This is a genomic window from Paraburkholderia sp. RL17-373-BIF-A (genome assembly GCF_046030175.1).
Taxonomy (GTDB): Bacteria; Pseudomonadota; Gammaproteobacteria; order Burkholderiales; family Burkholderiaceae; genus Paraburkholderia.
On record NZ_JARESO010000004.1, the window covers coordinates 37,691 to 55,910 of the forward strand.

The following is an 18,220-nucleotide window of genomic DNA, read 5'->3' on the forward strand; positions in this document are numbered from 1 at the left end:
GAAGGTCATGGCCGTCAGCACCGCACCTGAAGCGACCGGCACCACCCAGGCAGCGCCGGGCAAGCTGGTCGAAATGAACTGGGATCCGATCACGCGGATCGTCGGCAGTCTGGGGATTTACACCAAGATCGATTTTGCGAACCGGCGGGTGGCGGAATGCTATAGCACCTCGTCGATCTTTCGCGGCTATAGCATTTTCATGAAGGGCAAGGACCCGCGCGACGCGCATTTCATCACGAGCCGGATCTGCGGCATCTGCGGCGACAATCACGCGACCTGCTCGGTCTACGCGCAGAACATGGCCTACGGCGTGAAGCCGCCACCGATCGCCGAGTGGATCGTCAATCTCGGCGAAGCGGCCGAATACATGTTCGATCACAACATCTTCCAGGACAACCTGGTGGGCGTGGACTTCTGCGAGACGATGGTCAAGGAGACCAATCCGGGCGTGTGGGACAAGGCCCAGAAAACACCCGCGCCGCACGCGGACAAGCACGGCTATAAAACCATTGCGGAGATCATGACCGCGCTCAATCCGTTTACCGGCGAGTTCTACCGCGAGACGCTGATGGTGAGCCGCTACACGCGCGAAATGTTCTGCCTGATGGAAGGCCGCCACGTGCATCCGTCGACGCTGTATCCGGGCGGCGTGGGCACCGTGCCGACCATTCAGCTCTTCACCGATTACATCACGCGCCTGATGAAGTACGTGGAGTTCATGAAGAAGGTCGTGCCGCTGCACGACGATCTGTTCGACTTCTTCTACGAGGCATTGCCGGGTTACGAAGAAGTGGGCCGGCGCCGTGTTCTGCTCGGCTGCTGGGGCTCGTTCCAGGACCCGAACGTGTGCGACTACAACTACAACACCATGACGCAATGGGGCCGCGGCATGTTCGTCACCCCGGGCGTGGTAGTGGACGGCGAGCTGGTCACGACCGATCTCGTCGACATCAACCTGAACATTCGCATTCTGCTCGGCAGTTCCTATTACGACGACTGGGATCACGAAGAAACCTTCGTGAAGAACGACCCGCTCGGCAATCCGGTGGACCGCAAGCATCCGTGGAATCAGACTACGCTGCCGCATCCGCAGAAGCGAAAATTCGACGGCAACTATACGTGGGTGATGTCGCCGCGCTGGCTCGACAAGCGCACGGGCGATCACCTCGCGCTCGATACCGGCGGCGGTCCGATTGCGCGCCTGTGGGCCACCGCGTTGGCGGGACTGGTGGATATCGGCTATATCAAGGCGACCGGTCACAGCGTGAAAATCTATTTGCCGAAGACCGCGCTCAAGCCCGAAGTCGAATTCGAATGGAAGATTCCGAAGTGGAGCAATGCGCTCGAACGCGATCGCGCCCGCACGTATTTTCAGGCCTATTCGGCAGCAGCAGCGCTGTATTTCGCCGAGCAGGCGCTCGCCGAACTACACGCGGGCCGCACCCGCACGTTCAGCGATTTCACGGTGCCGGAAGAAGGCCTCGGCTGCGGCTTCCATGAGGCGGTGCGCGGCGTGCTCTCACATCACCTCGTGATTCGCGAGGGCAAGATCGCCAACTATCATCCGTATCCGCCTACGCCATGGAACGCCAACCCACGCGATATTTACGGCACGCCCGGACCTTATGAGGACGCGGTGCAGAACACACCGATCTTCGAGGAGAACGGCCCCGACAAGTTCAAGGGCATCGACATCATGCGCGCAGTGCGCAGCTTCGATCCGTGCCTGCCGTGCGGCGTGCATATGTATGTAGGCAACGGCAAGACCATCGACACCTCGCACTCGCCGACCTTCGGCGTGATGCAGGGAGCGCATACGTGAGCGCCCAGACGAGCGACTCGCGCTCGGTCGCCGCCCAGCAACGCCGCATCGAGGAACTCATTGCGGCGCTGGAGACGCTCGACGATCCGCCTGCGCGCGAGAGCGCTCAGGAACTGCTGCAGGTGGTGCTCGATCTGCATACGAACGGGCTCGCGCGTCTGCTGGAAATCGTTTCGTCCGCCGGGGCGATGGACGACGCCATGCTTGAAGCGTTCGAACGCGATGCCAGTGTATCGGCGCTGCTTCTGTTGCACGGTTTGCATCCGCAAGATCTGCCGACGCGCGTATCGCGCGCGGTGGAGAAGATGCGGCCGCTGCTCGGCGTGCAAGGCATTCAGATCGAATTGCTCGACGCCGCCGAAGAAGCGGTGCGCGTGAAAGTGGCCGGGCGTCTGCAAGGCAAGCACAATTCGGTCGGCGAATTGCGGCAGGAAATCGAGCTTGCGATTTTCGAAGCTGCGCCCGAGACGATGCGCATCGACATCGCGGGTTTGCAGGACGTCAACGTGCATGAACTGCGCTTCGTGCCTAACACGCACACTGACCCGCACGCCGACGCGCGCTCCGAGCACACCGAGGTAGCCAGCCGGACCGAGGCCGGCGCGCAATGACACCCGCCGCCGCCACGACGCGCGGCTGGGTCGCGGCCGTGCGCCATTTCGTGCGCCAAGCCGACGACGTGCATTGCGAGTTGTGCGGCGCGCCGCTGCTGGCCGACCATCCTCATCTGTTCGAAATCGCCAAACGCCAACTGTATTGCTGCTGCCGTGCCTGCGCGCTGCTGTTCGGCAATCAGCAGAACGCGCGCTATCGTCCGGTGCCGCGCGACGCGCGTTATCTCGACGGCTTTCACATGAGCGACGCGCAGTGGGACGCGCTGGCGATTCCCATCGACATGGCTTTCTTCTTTCACGACAGTTCGGCGCAACGGATCGTCGCGCTGTATCCCGGACCGGCGGGCGGCACGCAGTCGCTGCTGGATCTGCAGGCGTGGACCGAACTCGTCGCCGACAATCCGTGGCTCGCGCAACTGGAGCCCGATGTCGAAGCGCTGCTCGTGAACCGCAGCGAGGGCACGCGCGAGTACTACCGCGTGCCGATCGACCAATGTTATGCGCTCACCGGCGTAATTCGCGCGCGTTGGCGTGGTGTCTCTGGCGGACGGCAGGCCTGGGACGCGATCCATCGTTTCTTCGCCGCGCTGAAGACTCAGGGCCGCGTACCGGAGGGCTTGCTCCATGCCTGATCTCGGATTCACTGTCGAGTCGGCGGAAGTGGTGCCGTTTGCCGCGGCGCCGCTGCTGATGTTCAAGCTGCGTGTCGTCGATACGGCGGTTGACAATGCGCCGCAGCGCGAGATCGCCAGCATCACGCTGCAATGCCAGATCCAGATCGAAGCCGCGAAACGCCGCTACGCGCCCGCCGAGCAGTACGGTCTCGAAGACCTGTTCGGCATTCCGCCGCGTTGGGGCGATACGTTACGCACGATGCTGTGGACGCATGCGTCGGCAGTGGCGCCTCCGTTTACCGGCGAATGCACGCTCGATCTGCCCGTGCCGTGCAGCTACGATTTCAATGTAGCCGCCACCAAATATTTTCACGGACTCGAAGAGGGCGAGATTCCGCTGATGCTGCAGTTCAGCGGCACCGTGTTCTATCGTGAGGCCGACGGCGCATTGCAGGTCGCGCCGATTCCGTGGCACAAGGAGGCGGCGTACCGTCTGCCGGTGGCGCTATGGCGCGACATGATGGCTCGTTATTACCCGAGCGGCGCATGGCTGTGCCTGCATCGCGACGTGTTCGATCGCCTCTCGCGCTTCAAAACCCGTGGGGGGCTGACGAGCTGGGACCAGGCGGTCACGAGCCTGCTCGACAAGCTCGAGGAGGACATATCGTGAACGCGGTCGAAAGCGTGGTGCAGGCGGTGCTGTACGAAGGCTACATGCTGTATCCGTACCGGCCGACTTCGGTGAAGAACCGGCAGCGCTGGACCTTCGGAGGCGTGTATCCGCGCGCCTATGCGGAGGCATCCGGCAGCGATCCGTGGGTGACGCAAAGCGAGTGTCTGCTGCGCGGCGGCGAACATACGCGCGTCGCGGTGCGGCCCGGGTTCTTGCAGGTGATCGAGCGGATGGTGCTGGACGTGTCGGAGAACGCCGCGGTGCGCCCGGAGTCGGGCGAGCCCGCGTGGCGCACGGTGCCTGGGCTCGATATCGACGAACGGCGCTATACGCCGTGGCAGGAAGCGGCTGAACGGCATCTCGCGCTGCCGGTGCTGGTGCTGGGCGAATTGCTCAACGCGCCGCGCGATATGCCGTTTTCATTCGACGCCGGCAGTGACCTCGAACCGCTGGCGGACCGGCATGGCACGCTGCGTGGCGCGCTGCGCCGCACGCGTGCGGCGCTGCAAGGCCGCGTGGAAATCAGTGCGGCGAGCGTGGCGGCGGGCGTCTATCGGCTGAAGGTGCGCATCGTCAACGAGACGCCGCTCGAGCATGCGCGCGACCTCACGCGCGACGCTGCTTCGCTGTATGCGCTGGTCTCGTGCCATACCGTGCTGAGCATCGAGCGCGGCACGTGGATCTCGTCGATCGATCCGCCCGACGAGCTCGCGGCGGCGTCGGCCGCGTGCCGCAATATCGGCGTGTGGCCGGTGTTGGTCGGCGATGAACAGCGGCCCGACACCATGCTCGCCTCGCCGATCATCCTCTACGATTTTCCGCAGATCGCGCCCGAAAGCGCCGGCGATCTGTTCGACGCCACGGAGATCGACGAGATTCTCACGCTGCGCATTCTCACCATGACGGGCGAAGAAAAGCGCGAAATGATCGCCACCGACGAGCGTGCTCGCGCCTTGCTCGCGCGCACCGAAGGTTTGGGCGCCGAGCAGATGCAGAAGCTGCACGGCACCTTGCGGCAGGTGCGCGCGCTCGACGCGGCGAGCGTGGGCGCGTCCATCTCCGCGGCGCAGACCGCCATGCCCGTCTCGCCGTGGGCCGAACTCGATGCGCGACCGCATCTTGCCTGCGTGCGGGTCGCGGGCGTGGAGATTCGCATCGGCGATCAGGTGCGCTTGCGCCCGCGCGGCCGCGCCGACATCTTCGATATCGCGCTGAGCGGCATGGTCGCGACGATCGAATCGATCGAACGCGATTTCGACGACCACGTGCATGTCGCCGTGACTATCGACGACGATCCGGGCAAGGACTTCGGCGTGCAGCGCATGCCGGGCCATCGGTTCTTCTTCGGGCCGGACGAGATCGAGCCGCTCGGGCATGCTGCCGGCGCCCGGCGGGGGCTCGTATGAGCGCGATTCTGGTGGCCGGCATCGGCAACGTGTTTCTCGGCGACGACGGCTTTGGCGTCGAAGTGGTGCGGCGTTTGCAGGAACAGTTGGCCGCGGGTGAGTTGCCGGCATTCGCGGCGGGTGTAAACGTCGCGGACTTCGGCATTCGCGGCGTCGATCTGTGTTACGCGCTGCTCGACGGCGTGGACAGCGCGATCCTGATCGACGCGACGCAGCGCGGCGGCGCGCCCGGCACGCTGTACGTGATCGAGCCGTCCATCGAAGAGTCGGGTGGCGCTGCGAGCGACGATCCGTACGCCGTGCCGATCCTGATGTCGCCGCATGAGATGGACCCGGCCAAGGTGCTGCAAACCGTGCGGATGCTCGGCGGCGGGTGCGAGGACATCGTCGTGCTCGGCTGCGAGCCGCAGGATTTCGGTTGCGAAGAGGGCGAAGAAGGACGGATGAGTTTGAGCCGCCCCGTGGCGGCCGCGGTGGAGCAGGCCGCCGAAGTGGTGGTGCGGCTCGTGACGGCGAGGCTGGAACAGCGCGCCGCGCGCGTGGCCTGACATGCGGGGTGCGCGAACACGTCATGCATACGGTGTGAAACGACTGAAGCGGGAGACATCATGAAAGGATTTTTCAAGTACCTCTTGTTGCCGGCATTGGTGGTCGGCGTGTTGGCGAATATGAAGGACATCAAGCGCTATATCCGCATCCGCAACATGTAGGCGACAACGGCCAGGGAGATGGCGATGAGCACGCATGCACAGCCCGCCGGGCAGGGTTCGGCGCAGCATCCGGCGGTCGTGGGACCGGTCGGCGAAGAGATCCGCGTGCGCGGACTGGTGCAGGGCGTAGGCTTCCGGCCGACCGTGTGGCGGCTTGCGCATGCCTGCGGCGTGGTCGGCGACGTCTGCAACGACAGCGACGGCGTGCTGATTCACGCATGGGGCGACGCGTGGATGCTGCAGCGCTTCATCGACAGCCTGAGTGCCGAGTGTCCGCCGCTTGCGCGGATCGACGCGATCGAGCGGCATCAATTGAACGAGGCGGCCGAGGCCAACGACTTTCGTATCGTGCCGAGCGTGAGCGGCCATGTGCAAACCGGCGTCACACCCGATGCCGTCATCTGCGCCGATTGCGCGGCGGAAATCGCCGATCCGGCGAACCGCCGCTACCGCTACCCGTTTACGAATTGCACGCACTGTGGACCCCGGCTGTCGATCATACAAGCCATTCCCTACGATCGCGCCAATACCACAATGGCGGCGTTCGTCATGTGCGACGCGTGTCGCGCGGAATACGACGATCCGGCCGACCGGCGCTTTCACGCGCAACCGGTTGCGTGCCCCGCATGCGGCCCGCGTGTCTGGTTGGAGAGCCGCGACGGCGCGCGCGTGAATGGCGACGACCCGTGCCGCGCGGCGAGCCTGCTGTTGCGGCACGGCGCGATCGTCGCGATCAAAGGCTTGGGCGGTTTTCAACTCGCCTGCCATGCGAGCGATGAAACCGCGGTCGCACGTCTGCGGCGGCTAAAACGGCGCGAGCGCAAACCCTTCGCGCTGATGGCGCGCGATCTGCAAGCCATGCGGCGGTATTGCACGCCGAGCGAGGCCGAATGCGCGCTGCTCGCGAGCGCCGGCGGACCCATCGTGATCATGTCCGCCGACGGCGCCGAATGCGTCGCGCCAAGTGTTGCGCCGGGCGTCGGCACGCTGGGCTTCATGCTGCCGTCCTCGCCGCTGCATCGGCTGCTGACGGAGTCGATCGATTCCGCGCTGGTCGTGACGAGCGGCAACACCAGCGACGAGCCGCCGTGCATCGACAACGCGGACGCCCGCGCGCGTCTCGGCCGTATCGCCGATGTCTTCCTGATGCACGATCGCGACATTTCGCGCCGGGTCGACGATTCGGTGGCGCGCGTCGTGCGGGGTAGCGCGCAGATCGTTCGGCGCGCGCGCGGCTATGCGCCGGCGCCGCTGCTGTTGCCCGAAGGTTTTGCCGACACCCCCGCGGTGCTGGCGATGGGGGGCGAGCTCAAGAACACCTTCTGCCTTGCGCGCGATGCGCAAGCGATCGTCTCGCATCACATCGGCGATCTGGAAGACGCGCTGACGTATGCGGACTACCGCCGCGCGGTGGCGCAGTATCTGCATTTGTTCGAATACGAACCGCAGGTGATCGCGCTCGACCTGCATCCTGAGTATCTGTCGCGCAAGATCGGCTACGAGCTCGCGCAAGCCTCGCAGATTCCCGTGGTCGAAGTGCAGCATCATCATGCGCATCTTGCCGCGTGCATGGCCGAAAACGGGGTCGCCTTCGATGCGTTGCCGATGCTCGGCGTCGCGCTCGACGGTCTCGGCTACGGCGACGACGGCACACTGTGGGGCGGCGAATTCATGCTGGCCGACTATCGCGGCTACACGCGTCTCGGCCGCTTCAAGCCGGTGGCGATGCCGGGCGGCACGCGCGCCATCGACGAGCCGTGGCGCAATGCCTACGCTCATCTGCGGGCGGCTTTCGACTGGTACGGATTTACGCGGCACTACAGCGGTCTGGAGATGCAGCAGTTCCTGAGCGGCCGTCCGCGCGCCGCGCTCGACGCGATGATCGCGCAGCGCGTGAACAGCCCGCTCGCAAGTTCGACGGGCCGTCTGTTCGACGCGGTGGCGGCCACGCTCGGCGTGTGCCGTGAGCGTGTGCTTTACGAAGGTCAGGCCGCGATCGAACTGGAGGCGCTGGTCGATCAGCACACGCTGCGCAACGATAGCGACGCGCATGCGTACCCGTTCGAACTGACCAACACCGTGCCGGGTGGGTTGCGCTGCATCGAACCCCGGCCGATGTGGGAAGCCTTGCTCGACGATCTGCTGCGCTGCACGCCTGTGCCGGTGATTGCGGCGCGTTTTCACAAGGGCGTGGCGATTGCGATCGTGCGCATGGTGGAGTGTCTTGCCGACCTGCTGACCGGCCCGGCCGACGCGCGCAGCGTCGCGTTATCGGGCGGCGTGTTCCAGAACCGCATCCTGTTCGAACAGGTGGCAACGCGCCTTGGCGAGGCGGGGTTTCGCGTGCTGACGCATCGCCAGGTGCCGGCCAACGACGGCGGATTGTCGCTCGGGCAGGCGGTCATCGCGGCGGCGCGGCAGCGCGGCGAGGGTTGATGGCTCGCACGGGGGCAGAGAGGAGGGCGACATGTGTTTGGGCATCCCAGGGCAGATCGTCGAAGTGACGGATGCGGCGAACGATCTCGCGCTCGTCAATGTCGGCGGTGTACGGCGCGTGATCAACATCGCGTTCGTGATCGATGAAGACCGGCCGGCGAGCGCGTGCGTCGGCGAATGGGTGCTGGTGCATGTCGGCTTTGCGATGAGCCGGCTCGACGAGCAGGAAGCGGCGCGCACGCTTGCGCTGCTGCACGAACTGGGCGTCGCGCAGGGCGAGATGGATGAGTTGCGCGGCGCGCCGTGAGCGCGCCGTCGCCAGCACACGGAGACCGGCCATGCCCGAACATGAATCGCTGCAAGCGTTGTATCCGTTCCTGCATGGCGCGCATCGGGATGCGGAGCGGCTCGACGCGGCCCTGCTCGAATCGGTGCGTCGCAAGGCGCAGGACAGTGTGGATGCGAAGACGCGTTTCTTCGAGGAAAGCGCGCCCGAGGTCGTGCGCGCGGCTCACGCCATTGCTGACGTGTATCGCCGTGGCGGCCGGCTCTTCGCGATGGGCAACGGCGGTTCGAGTTGCGACGCGGCGCATATCGCGGTCGAGTTTCTGCATCCGATCACGACGGGACGTCCCGCGCTCACCGCCATCAACCTTGTCGCCGACATGGCCATGTTGACGGCGGTCGGCAACGACGTCGGCTTCAATCATATTTTCGTCCGACAACTGGTCGCGCAGGCACGGCGCGGCGACGCGCTGATCGGCGTGTCGACGAGCGGCAATTCGGAGAACCTGCTGGCCGCGTTCGCAAAGGCCAAAGAGATGGAACTGCTGACCATCGGACTCTCCGGTCACGACGGCGGACGCATGGCCACGAGCGCCGCGCTCGATCATTGCCTCGTGGTGAGAAGCGACAGCATTCATCGCGTGCAGGAGACGCATGTCGCGATTTATCACATTCTGTGGGACCTCGTGCATACGCTGCTCGCCGACGACCGCGGCGGTCTCGGCGCTTCGCCAACGGCGGCCGCCGGAGGCACGCCATGAAATACGTCGATGAGTTTCGCGACCCGGAGAAGGCGAAAACGCTCGCGAGGGAAATTCGCGCGCTGGTGTCACGCATCGAGCGCGCGAAGCAGAGGCCGCTGCAAATCATGGAAGTGTGCGGCGGCCACACTCACACGATTTTCCGCTACGGCATCCAGCAATTGCTGCCCGACGCCGTGGAGTTCGTGCACGGTCCCGGCTGCCCGGTGTGCGTGCTGCCGATGGGGCGCGTCGACGATTGCGTCGCGCTGGCGGAGCGTCCGGAAGTCATCTTCACGACGTTCGGCGACGCGATGCGCGTGCCCGGTTCGAAGAAAAGCCTGCTCAAGGCGAAGGCCGACGGCGCCGACGTGCGCATGGTCTATTCGCCGCTCGACGCATTGAAGATCGCGCAGCTCAATCCGCAACGCGAGGTGATCTTCTTCGGCCTGGGCTTCGAGACGACCATGCCGAGCACCGCGATGACCGTCTTGCAGGCGCACGCGCGAAAGGTCACGAATTTCTCGCTGTTCTGCAATCACATCACGATCATTCCGACCATCAAGGCGATTCTCGACTCGCCCGATTTGCACCTCGACGGCTTTCTTGGTCCGGGACATGTCAGCATGGTAATCGGCACGCGGCCGTATGACTTCATCGCGCGGCACTATCGCAAGCCGATCACGGTGGCGGGCTTCGAGCCGCTCGACGTGCTGCAATCGATGTGGATGGTGCTCAAGCAGATTGCGGATGGCCGCTGCGAGGTCGAGAACCAGTATGGGCGGATCGTGCCGGAGGATGGCAACGCGCAGGCTTTGTCGGCGGTCACGCGCGTGTTCGAGACGCGTGAGTTTTTCGAGTGGCGTGGACTCGGCTCGATCGATCATTCCGGCGTGCGGATGCGCGAGGCGTTCGCGGGATTCGATGCCGAGCGCAAGTTCGCGGTGCCGAACGTGAAGATCGCCGATCCGAAAGCATGTCAATGCGGCGAGGTGCTCAAGGGCGTGATCAAGCCGCATCAATGCAAGGTGTTCGGCACAGCGTGTACGCCGGAGTCGCCGCTCGGCTCGCTGATGGTGTCGAGCGAAGGGGCGTGCGCGGCGTATTACAACTATGGGCGGATCGATACGTCGCGTATCGATGAACGGCGTGAAGCGCGGCAAGCGGCGGTTCAGGGCGGGGCGTGTCCTGGCGCGGGTAGCAGGGCCGATGTGGTTGGCGTGTCCGCCGTGCGAGGTGGCCCATGAACGATCGCGCTTCTACTTCGATCAAAGCCAGTGCGCCGCACCGCGTGCGCGACGCTACAGTCAATCTGGCGCACGGCAGCGGTGGCCGCGCGATGCGCGATCTGATCGAAGACGTGTTCGTGTCGAGCTTCGACAATCCCACGCTCGCGGCGCTGGAAGATCAGGCCGTCTTCGCGCTGGCCGATCTCGCCGCGCACGGCGACCGGCTCGCTTTTACAACCGATAGCTACGTGGTCGATCCGCTATTCTTTCCGGGCGGCGACATCGGCACACTGGCCGTGTCCGGGACGGTGAACGACCTGGCGGTGTGCGGCGCGACGCCTTTATACCTGTCGTGCGCCGTGGTGATCGAGGAGGGGTTCTCCGTCGATCTTCTGCGCCGCGTCGCGGCGAGCATGCAGCGCGTCGCGCTCGAAGCCGGCGTCGCGATCGTCACGGGCGACACGAAAGTGGTGGAGCGCGGTTGCGCCGACAAGCTGTTCATCAACACCACGGGCGTTGGCGTGGTGCGCCACGATGTCTCGATTTCGGCGCGCAACGCGCGTCCGGGCGACGTGGTGATCGTCAACGGCTGTCTCGGCGATCACGGCGCCGCGATTCTGGTGGCGCGTCAGCAGCTTGCACTCGAAGCCGACATAGAAAGCGATTGCTGTCCTCTCAACGGCCTGATCGCGGCGATGCTCGACGCGTGTCCGCAGATCCACTGTCTACGCGATGCGACGCGCGGTGGTGTTGCGACCGTACTCAATGAATTCGCGCAAAGTTCGAACGTGACGATACGGCTCGATGAAGCCGCGCTGCCCTTGCGTGAACAGGTGAAGGGCGCGTGCGAGATTCTCGGCCTGGACCCGCTGTATCTGGCCAATGAAGGCAAGCTGGTGGCCGTGGTGCCCGCGGACGCCGCCGAACGCGTGCTGGCGGCCATGCGCGCGCACCCGGTGGGACGCGAGGCGGCGGTGATCGGGACGGTTGAACGGAACGAGGCGGAGGCGAATGGGCTAGTCGTGATGCGGACCGTGTTCGGCGGGCAACGCATCGTCGATATGCTGGTGGGCGAGCAACTGCCGCGCATCTGTTGAGCGGCCAACGGGGAGTGCGCCGTGCACGAGTTGAGTATTGCGAACAGCGTCGTCGAGATTTGCGCGGAACAGGCGCACGGCGCGCGCGTGCGGCGCGTGACGCTGGAGATCGGGCAACTGTCGGCGGTGATGCCGGAGGCGATCCGGTTTTGCTTCGACGTGTGCGCGAAGGATACGGCGGTGGAGGGCGCGACACTCGAGATCGTCGTTATACCGGGCGAGGCGCGCTGTCTCACATGCGGCGCGACGCTCGCGGTCGACCTGCCATTTGGGCAATGCGCGTGCGGCAGCGAGAATCTCGAACTGGTTTCCGGTCAGCAGTTGAAGATCCGGCAGATGGAGGTGGTGTGATGTGTACGACATGCGGATGCTCGAATACGCAGAGCGCGGCAGTGACCGATCTGGATGAGGCGGTGGAGGCGGGGTCTCAGTCTGAGTCGACAACCGCAGGTGCGGGCTCGGCCGGACCTGCCTATCGGCGAGTCATCCCGCGTCATCTTGTGGGTGTCAGTGCGCATTCGCATTCACACTCGCACAGCCATCACGATGATCATGTGCACGATCACGGAGATGTCCACCACCATCACGAACATCACCACGAACACAGCACCTCGATCAACCTCGAACGCGACATCCTGGCGAAAAATCAGCTACTGGCCGAACGCAATCGCGGCTGGCTCGCCGGCCGTTCGATCCTGGCGCTGAACCTGATGAGCTCGCCGGGCGCCGGCAAGACGACATTGCTCGAAAGAACGATTCGCGATCTGGGTAACGCGTTCCCGCTGACGGTGATCGAAGGCGACCAGGCCACGCTCAACGACGCCGAGCGGATTCGCGCGACCGGTGCGCGCGTGGTGCAGATCAACACCGGCACCGGGTGCCATCTCGACGCGGAGATGGCGTCGAGAGCATTGACGCAACTCGACCCGCCGCTGCATTCGGTGGTGATGATCGAAAACGTCGGCAATCTGGTGTGTCCCGCGCTTTTCGATCTCGGTGAAGCCGCCAAGGTATTGATTCTTTCGGTGACTGAAGGCGAGGACAAGCCGATCAAGTATCCGCATATGTTCCGGGCGTGTTCCTTGTTGTTGCTGAACAAGATCGACTTGTTGCCGCATTTGCGCTTCGATGTGGAGCGGTGCATCGAGTATGCGAAGCGTGTCAATCCACAAATGCAGATTCTTCAGGTGTCGGCGCAGAGCGGAGAGGGCATGGAAGCGTGGTATGGGTGGCTGCGCAGCCGCGCTGCTACTGCGTCACCGTGATCTCGACGCGCCGGTTTTTCATCCGGCCGTGAGGCGTGTCGTTGGCTGCAATCGGTTCCTCATCGCCTTTTCCTGTTGCAATGACACGATCAGACGGCAGACCCGCTGCGAGCAAAATCTGCATGACCTGTTTCGCGCGCTCTTCGGACAGCGTCTGGTTGGACGCCAGCGAAGACCTGGCGACCGGCAAACTGTCCGCATACCCTGTGACCCGCACCGTTACCGGCATCCGGGCAACTTCTCTTCCCACGATGGCGATCAGCGGCGCAACCCAGGCGTTCACACTTGTCTCGCCCGGCAGAAACATGTCGCCAAAGCGAAGCTTAATGGTTCCCTGCCGGGCATTTTCCATCAGGCTGACCGTGCCGGCAGCAATCTCGTTCTTCAGAAGATCAGCCAGATTCCGCGCCAGTACGTCAGCCGGCTTTGCGAGTTGAGCCGGTCGCGGCTCATCAACTCGGGTGTGGAAGCCGGCGTAGGTAACGAAACCGAGCAGCGCGACAAGCATGAGGGCGAGCGCAACCCGCAGATACGCCTTGCGTCTTGGCGCCGCTGCCGCAAGCCTGACTTCCGGATCGAAGTGATCGCGTGGCGACGGAGTGAGGGCGGAGGCAGTGACTGCGGTATGAGCAAGACGCGCGGGTGCTGATCGGTTCGTTGTCGCGGCGGCGTTGTGAAGCTGCCTGCGAACCGCTTCGAGTTCGGCCTGCCCATTCGACGCGAACCGGTACCGTCCCTTGAAGCCGAGGTCCAGCACCTTCTGGATCACCTCAATCAGGTCACGATGTTCGAGCGGATCAAGCATGGCCTGCTCGATGATCGCATAGACCCGGTCGCCGCCCTGGCGATCTCCGCCGAACGCAACGGCGAGGCTATGCGCCGTCCACTCCACACCAGTCGACACGCCTTTGCCCCAGGCAGTTTGCATGGCAGCTTCGTCCAACGCCGAACACAGGCAATAACGCGCGTTCTGAACGTGATCGGGGCGAAGACGGAGTTCGGCGCAGGCTTTGTCGAATACCCTGACTTCATGCGAGAGCCACCTGTAACGCATTTCGACGGCCTGGCCGTCGAGTGCCACCGGCGTATCGGCCAGTGCGTCGAGCAAAAGGCGCGCCGCTTCGAGAAGCGGATTTGCCGCGGCCTCGGCCGCCTCGACACGCGTGCGAATCGGCGGCGATGCGGGCATGCGTGGTTGCGTGGGCAAAATGGCCGGACCGGATGTCGATGTCATGTGCATTCCCCGGATGTCGTGTGCGAGTTCAATGAGGCGTGCCCGGCGCCGCAGCCGGAGCGCCCGGCGGCAATCCCGCCGGCGGCCCGCTGTCGGTGAGGGTGAACACCGGCATCGAGCTCGGGCATCGGAAGGTTTTCAGCACATCGCTCGTCAGGGGATTGGGGACGCTGCTTACACCGGCGATATCGAGTACGGCTTTGCGGCCGTCGAAATCGAATGCGACACGTATGCGTCCGGGTGTCGTGGTCTCGACGACCTGCCCTTTCTGGACCAGCCGCATCAGCGCCCACGGACCGTCCGCTGTGATCGTCGAACTCTCCGGCCGGATGCGCGGCTCGGCCATCATCTCCGCGTGCACTCCGCCGCGAGGTCCTGGCCAGGTCACCGGGAACGACGCAACCGGCCCATGCTGATAGAGCGTCGTCTGGCCGTCGATGTCGACCATCAGGCCGGTGATCGTCGGATCGAGTTCAGGAATCCGGATATCGGCCTTCCAGGACAACTGCTTCTGATCCGGATCGGCAAAGAAGATGTCGCGAATGGTCTTGGCATGCTGGAAGGGTTCGAGGTCCGGACCTTGGACGGGTTCGGTGGCGCCAGCCAACGTCTTGTAGCGCCAGGGTTTTGCCGAGGTGTCGACGAATGCCGAGAGCGTCTTCGTGAAGAAGTCGTCAATGACGCCACCTTGTGCGAAGACGCGCGTGAAGTCATCGATACGGACATCGCGCTTGCTGTCGGCTGCGAACGGATAGTTGCCCTCGATCGTCAGCCGGCAGGTGTCGCCAACCACCGCCTGCATCTGTCGCGACAACAATTGGCCAATGCCCTGATTCACCTCGCGCGAGCCGTCCCCCGCCAGCGCCAGCAATACGGCGCGAAACGGAGCCGGCATCGTGTTGGCGGTCATCTTGAGTTTGGACGCCGTGTCGCTTGCCGGCGGCATGCTGTTGTTGACGATGGCGTTGTCGGCGACAGTCAGCGATGTGTAATAGTCGTTCAACAAGCTCGCGACACCGTCGAGACCGGTCTTGCCGGCCTGCGCAGTGGCCGCTTGCGGTGCGGCCTGTCCGTCCGCGTTGCCCGTGACGACCTCGCGCAGCGCGGCGAAGTGGCTATCGACCAGCTCGCGTTCGATGATTTCCGAAGCCCGTATCCCGAGCGTCTTGTCCGCCTTCTGGCTTAGCTGGTCAGCCGCCTTTTGCAGGAGAGAGCCGTCCGCTGCCGCGACGGGTTGCGTCAGCGTGGTCTCGCGCACCGCTGCGCGCGCGAGCCGGGCAAGCGGTGAATCAGGCGCCGCAAAGCTGCGCAGCACCTGCAGATTGAACTGCAGACTGGTGCCGTTCACTGTACGGATGTCACCGAGAAACGCGTCCCACTGTTGCGCGTATTCCGTCAGATACTGCCGGCGGATGGCGTCCGTCAGCGGGTCGTCAGCGCCGCTCACGGCGCCTACGAATTCAGATGTTTTTTTTTGAGCCTCGCCGAGATAGGAGCGACCCATCACCCACGCATCGTCGTCGCGTGCGGCCTCCACGAACTCAGGCAGCCGCTTGTCGAATAGATGCCGGTATCCGTCGAAGGTGAACAGTCCAGGCACGCCACGCGACAGCGGCGCGCCGCTCGCCCGCGTGAAGACGAGTCCGGCTTGCGGCCCGACCGAGCGGATCAACGTGAATTCGTCGGGCGCTTCCTTTTGCATCGCCGTCTTGGCCCGTTCGTACAGACGCCCGGTTGCATTGCTGCCGTCGAGAAACGAGCGGGCCTGCTGGACCAGTGAATCGTTGCGGATCAACGGTGACTGGACCACGCGGCTTCCTGAAAAGAGCTGCTGTACGTGGTCGATCATCGAGGCCCGGCCGCCGAAGGCCGTTGCGCTATCCGTATTCGCCCAGTCGTTGAACACCCAGGCCTTCACGTCGTCGGCGTTGAATTTTGCCTTGTCGTAGAGCATCAGGTAGACGCGCAGCGCGTCGTAGGCCGCCTTCGAATCCTTGTTGGCCACCGCCTGCGAGATGACGTCCTCCACACGCTTGACGATCTGCGGCAGCAGCAGGTTGTCCTCGAGCACGTCGTAGGTGCGACGGCTCTCAGTGACGACGTCAGGCGCGGTGTAAAGGCCGAAACGAAATGCGCTATCCGGGTCCGACAGGTCGAGCCTCGGGAAGGTCGGCAGGTAGCGTGCCTCGGTGAGCGTATCGGGGATCGCCTCGGGTTTCGGCTCCTTGTACAGTTGCGCGACCTTCGCGGCCAGCGCCTGGGTCTTGCGGCTGATGATGGAGAGATAGTCGCTGTTGTTGCCGAAGCTCAGGCGCAGGCCGATGGCCAGCCATGCGAACAGCAGCACAGCGAGGGCATGGCCGATGAGCCGCAGGAGACGGAAACGGAATTCCCAGCGCAGATTGGGTCGCACCAGCTGCGCCTCGGCGAACACGACTTTCGTGAGCAGATCGTGCAGGAAGTAGCTCTGGTTGCCGGCCGGTCTCGACGCGCGTGTGCCCAGTACCCGATCGAGCGACGCCGACAGCCGCTGCGCGATAGTCCGCCGCTCGGCCACAAGTGTGCCGCCTGCCTGGATCGCGCTGGTGAAATAGACGCCGCGCAGAGTGGCGTGAAGTTGGGTATCGTCGTAACGCGAGTCGAGGAAGACGCGTTCGACCAGCTCGCCGAGCGGTCGGGACAGTGCGGCGAACTCTTCAGATAGCGCGACAAGCTGCCGGCGTCGGGTGGCATCGAACTCGTCCTGCAAGCGCGTGTTGACGCCGTCGGCCAGACGATTTGCCAGCAAGCCGAGTTCCTCGTTGCAGCGAGTGCGAACTCCTTCCCCCGCAATGGTCTCCTTGCCGTAGGGAAGCGTAAAACCCCAGGACTGGGCGCGTCCCTCCGCTGGCAAGGAAGCAAAGTATTCGTTGAAGCCGGTCAGCCGGTCCATTTTGGTCACGACCAGATAGACCGGAAAACGGATGCCGAGCGCTTGGCGCAGCTCCGCGAGACGTCCGCGCAACGCAGCCGCTTCGGCCATGCGCGCGCTGTCGTCGAGACTCGTCAGCACGGCGAGATCCAGCGTCAGTAGTGCGCCGTTGATCGGTGCGCGAGGCCGGTGCTTGCGCAGCATCGCCAGAAAGCCGAACCACTCGGCCGCATCCATTTTCTCGTGCAACGGGCCGCAGGCGGGATGGACCGTGGCGGAAGCCGTAGCGGCAGCGGGCTGCACCGGGAGAGCCACGACCGATTTGTCCTTGTCGTGCGCGCTTTCGCTCTTTGACGTGGCATCCGTCCTGTCGGCAGATTTCCTTCCGGCAGTAGCGACCGTCGACAACAGCCGGCTGTGTTGCGAGGTGCCGTGACGGGTGTAGTGGCCCGCGGTATCGATCAGCACCGCGTCGTTGGTCAGCCACCAGTCGACGGACTCGGTGCCGGCAAGGGCGCCGACGGTACGCTGCATCTGGCCCGCGACCGGAAACGACAGGCCGGCATTGAGCAAGGCGGCCGTTTTCCCCGAACCCTGTGAGCCGAGCGTGATGTACCACGGCAGTTCGTACAGGTAGCGCTTGCCCTGAAACAGGCGTCCGATGCCGCGTGCTCCGGTACGCATTGCCTTCAGCCGCGCCAATGCGCCCGATACGATCGCCTGCACTTTTTCCAGCTGCGCCGCAGCCGGCGATGCCTCTTTTGCGCCACCGAAGTCGAGCAGGCTCTTGAGGAATTGCGCGTCGGTGCGCATTCTCTGCCAGAGCCGCAAAGTCCAGTACACGGCGAAGATCGCCAGCACGACTGCAATGGCGATCACGCGTGCCGACGCGGGCACAAACGGCTGTTCGCGCCCGAACGCGAGGAGCGGCGACGCATACCAGATGAGCAGGCACAGTAGCGCCACGAACATCACGCTGGTGGACCAGCCGGCTAGCCACAGCAGCACGCCGCCCAGCATCAGTCCGATCACCAGCACACGCATCCCGACGGTTGCGAGCGGCTTCAGCCCACCGAACGCAACAAGGGGACCGACAAACCAGATCACCAGCGCGACAACCAGCAGCGCGGCAAAGGCAAGAAACTGGCGCGATACCAGAAACGACAACTTCTTCATGCTTGAAT

16 protein-coding genes are annotated in these 18,220 nt (G+C 64.3%); 14 read left to right on the forward strand and 2 right to left on the reverse strand.

The window, feature by feature from the left end; all coding sequences use genetic code 11:
- Window positions 1-7 precede the first annotated feature (7 nt).
- From P0D80_RS06005 to hypB, 14 genes are all read left to right on the forward strand, one after another.
- Window positions 8-1,822, forward strand: coding sequence for a nickel-dependent hydrogenase large subunit (locus P0D80_RS06005; RefSeq protein WP_408176541.1), 1,815 nt, complete (start codon window positions 8-10; stop codon window positions 1,820-1,822).
- Window positions 1,819-2,433: a NifU-related iron-sulfur-binding protein gene (locus P0D80_RS06010; RefSeq protein ID WP_408282026.1), complete on the forward strand. Its 615-nt coding sequence runs from the start codon at window positions 1,819-1,821 to the stop codon at window positions 2,431-2,433. The genes P0D80_RS06005 and P0D80_RS06010 overlap by 4 nt, the downstream gene beginning before the upstream one ends.
- A complete protein-coding gene (locus P0D80_RS06015) occupies window positions 2,430-3,068 on the forward strand; it encodes a DUF5947 family protein (RefSeq protein WP_408282029.1) in 639 nt (212 codons plus the stop codon). Before P0D80_RS06010 ends, P0D80_RS06015 begins: the two co-directional genes overlap by 4 nt.
- Window positions 3,061-3,720 (forward strand): DUF6084 family protein, encoded by a 660-nt coding sequence (locus tag P0D80_RS06020; protein ID WP_408282030.1) that lies wholly within the window; start codon window positions 3,061-3,063, stop codon window positions 3,718-3,720. The genes P0D80_RS06015 and P0D80_RS06020 overlap by 8 nt, the downstream gene beginning before the upstream one ends.
- Window positions 3,717-5,129 (forward strand): hypothetical protein, encoded by a 1,413-nt coding sequence (locus P0D80_RS06025; RefSeq protein WP_408282033.1) that lies wholly within the window; start codon window positions 3,717-3,719, stop codon window positions 5,127-5,129. Before P0D80_RS06020 ends, P0D80_RS06025 begins: the two co-directional genes overlap by 4 nt.
- The gene (locus P0D80_RS06030) at window positions 5,126-5,677 is read left to right on the forward strand and encodes a hydrogenase maturation protease (RefSeq protein ID WP_132374321.1); all 552 of its coding nucleotides are present in this window, start codon (window positions 5,126-5,128) and stop codon (window positions 5,675-5,677) included. Before P0D80_RS06025 ends, P0D80_RS06030 begins: the two co-directional genes overlap by 4 nt.
- A gap of 60 nt (window positions 5,678-5,737) precedes the next feature.
- Window positions 5,738-5,839 (forward strand): DUF6893 family small protein, encoded by a 102-nt coding sequence (locus P0D80_RS06035; RefSeq protein ID WP_408176547.1) that lies wholly within the window; start codon window positions 5,738-5,740, stop codon window positions 5,837-5,839.
- 24 nt (window positions 5,840-5,863) lie between these two features.
- Entirely contained in the window at window positions 5,864-8,275 is a 2,412-nt protein-coding gene (gene hypF / locus P0D80_RS06040) for a carbamoyltransferase HypF (RefSeq protein WP_408282037.1), read from the forward strand.
- A 31-nt stretch (window positions 8,276-8,306) separates the two neighbouring features.
- Window positions 8,307-8,582 (forward strand): HypC/HybG/HupF family hydrogenase formation chaperone, encoded by a 276-nt coding sequence (locus P0D80_RS06045; RefSeq protein WP_132374323.1) that lies wholly within the window; start codon window positions 8,307-8,309, stop codon window positions 8,580-8,582.
- A gap of 31 nt (window positions 8,583-8,613) precedes the next feature.
- On the forward strand, window positions 8,614-9,321 hold the full coding sequence (locus tag P0D80_RS06050) for a D-sedoheptulose-7-phosphate isomerase (RefSeq protein ID WP_408282039.1): 708 nt from the start codon (window positions 8,614-8,616) through the stop codon (window positions 9,319-9,321).
- Window positions 9,318-10,547: a hydrogenase formation protein HypD gene (hypD, locus tag P0D80_RS06055; protein WP_408282041.1), complete on the forward strand. Its 1,230-nt coding sequence runs from the start codon at window positions 9,318-9,320 to the stop codon at window positions 10,545-10,547. The genes P0D80_RS06050 and hypD overlap by 4 nt, the downstream gene beginning before the upstream one ends.
- A complete protein-coding gene (hypE, locus tag P0D80_RS06060; RefSeq protein ID WP_408176554.1) occupies window positions 10,544-11,626 on the forward strand; it encodes a hydrogenase expression/formation protein HypE in 1,083 nt (360 codons plus the stop codon). The genes hypD and hypE overlap by 4 nt, the downstream gene beginning before the upstream one ends.
- A 21-nt stretch (window positions 11,627-11,647) precedes the next feature.
- Window positions 11,648-11,977, forward strand: a complete 330-nt coding sequence (hypA, locus tag P0D80_RS06065) for a hydrogenase maturation nickel metallochaperone HypA (protein WP_408176555.1) — start codon at window positions 11,648-11,650, stop codon at window positions 11,975-11,977.
- Window positions 11,978-12,180: 203 nt separating this feature from the next.
- Window positions 12,181-12,891 carry a hydrogenase nickel incorporation protein HypB gene (gene hypB, locus P0D80_RS06070; protein ID WP_408282044.1) on the forward strand — a complete coding sequence of 237 codons (711 nt, stop codon included), beginning with the start codon at window positions 12,181-12,183 and terminating at the stop codon, window positions 12,889-12,891.
- Here the strand turns inward: hypB and icmH are convergent.
- Window positions 12,875-14,131: a type IVB secretion system protein IcmH/DotU gene (gene icmH, locus P0D80_RS06075; RefSeq protein ID WP_408282045.1), complete on the reverse strand. Its 1,257-nt coding sequence runs from the start codon at window positions 14,129-14,131 to the stop codon at window positions 12,875-12,877. The two genes, hypB and icmH, sit on opposite strands and share 17 nt — an antisense overlap.
- Before the next feature lie 22 nt (window positions 14,132-14,153).
- Complete coding sequence (tssM, locus tag P0D80_RS06080) at window positions 14,154-18,212, reverse strand: type VI secretion system membrane subunit TssM (RefSeq protein WP_408282047.1); 4,059 nt, start codon at window positions 18,210-18,212, stop codon at window positions 14,154-14,156.
- Between the last annotated feature and the right edge of the window lie 8 nt (window positions 18,213-18,220).

Excerpts from the sequence above, each read along its gene's own strand:
- P0D80_RS06020 (WP_408282030.1), top strand. The coding sequence starts at position 3,061 with ATGCCTGATCTCGGATTCACTGTCGAGTCGGCGGAAGTGGTGCCGTTT.
- hypF (WP_408282037.1), top strand. The coding sequence starts at position 5,864 with ATGAGCACGCATGCACAGCCCGCCGGGCAGGGTTCGGCGCAGCATCCG.
- hypD (WP_408282041.1), top strand. The coding sequence starts at position 9,318 with ATGAAATACGTCGATGAGTTTCGCGACCCGGAGAAGGCGAAAACGCTC.
- hypE (WP_408176554.1), top strand. The coding sequence starts at position 10,544 with ATGAACGATCGCGCTTCTACTTCGATCAAAGCCAGTGCGCCGCACCGC.
- icmH (WP_408282045.1), bottom strand. The coding sequence starts at position 14,131 with ATGCACATGACATCGACATCCGGTCCGGCCATTTTGCCCACGCAACCA.
- P0D80_RS06015 (WP_408282029.1), top strand. The coding sequence starts at position 2,430 with ATGACACCCGCCGCCGCCACGACGCGCGGCTGGGTCGCGGCCGTGCGC.
- tssM (WP_408282047.1), bottom strand. The coding sequence starts at position 18,212 with ATGAAGAAGTTGTCGTTTCTGGTATCGCGCCAGTTTCTTGCCTTTGCC.
- P0D80_RS06035 (WP_408176547.1), top strand. The coding sequence starts at position 5,738 with ATGAAAGGATTTTTCAAGTACCTCTTGTTGCCGGCATTGGTGGTCGGC.
- P0D80_RS06050 (WP_408282039.1), top strand. The coding sequence starts at position 8,614 with ATGCCCGAACATGAATCGCTGCAAGCGTTGTATCCGTTCCTGCATGGC.
- P0D80_RS06045 (WP_132374323.1), top strand. The coding sequence starts at position 8,307 with ATGTGTTTGGGCATCCCAGGGCAGATCGTCGAAGTGACGGATGCGGCG.
- P0D80_RS06005 (WP_408176541.1), top strand. The coding sequence starts at position 8 with ATGGCCGTCAGCACCGCACCTGAAGCGACCGGCACCACCCAGGCAGCG.
- P0D80_RS06030 (WP_132374321.1), top strand. The coding sequence starts at position 5,126 with ATGAGCGCGATTCTGGTGGCCGGCATCGGCAACGTGTTTCTCGGCGAC.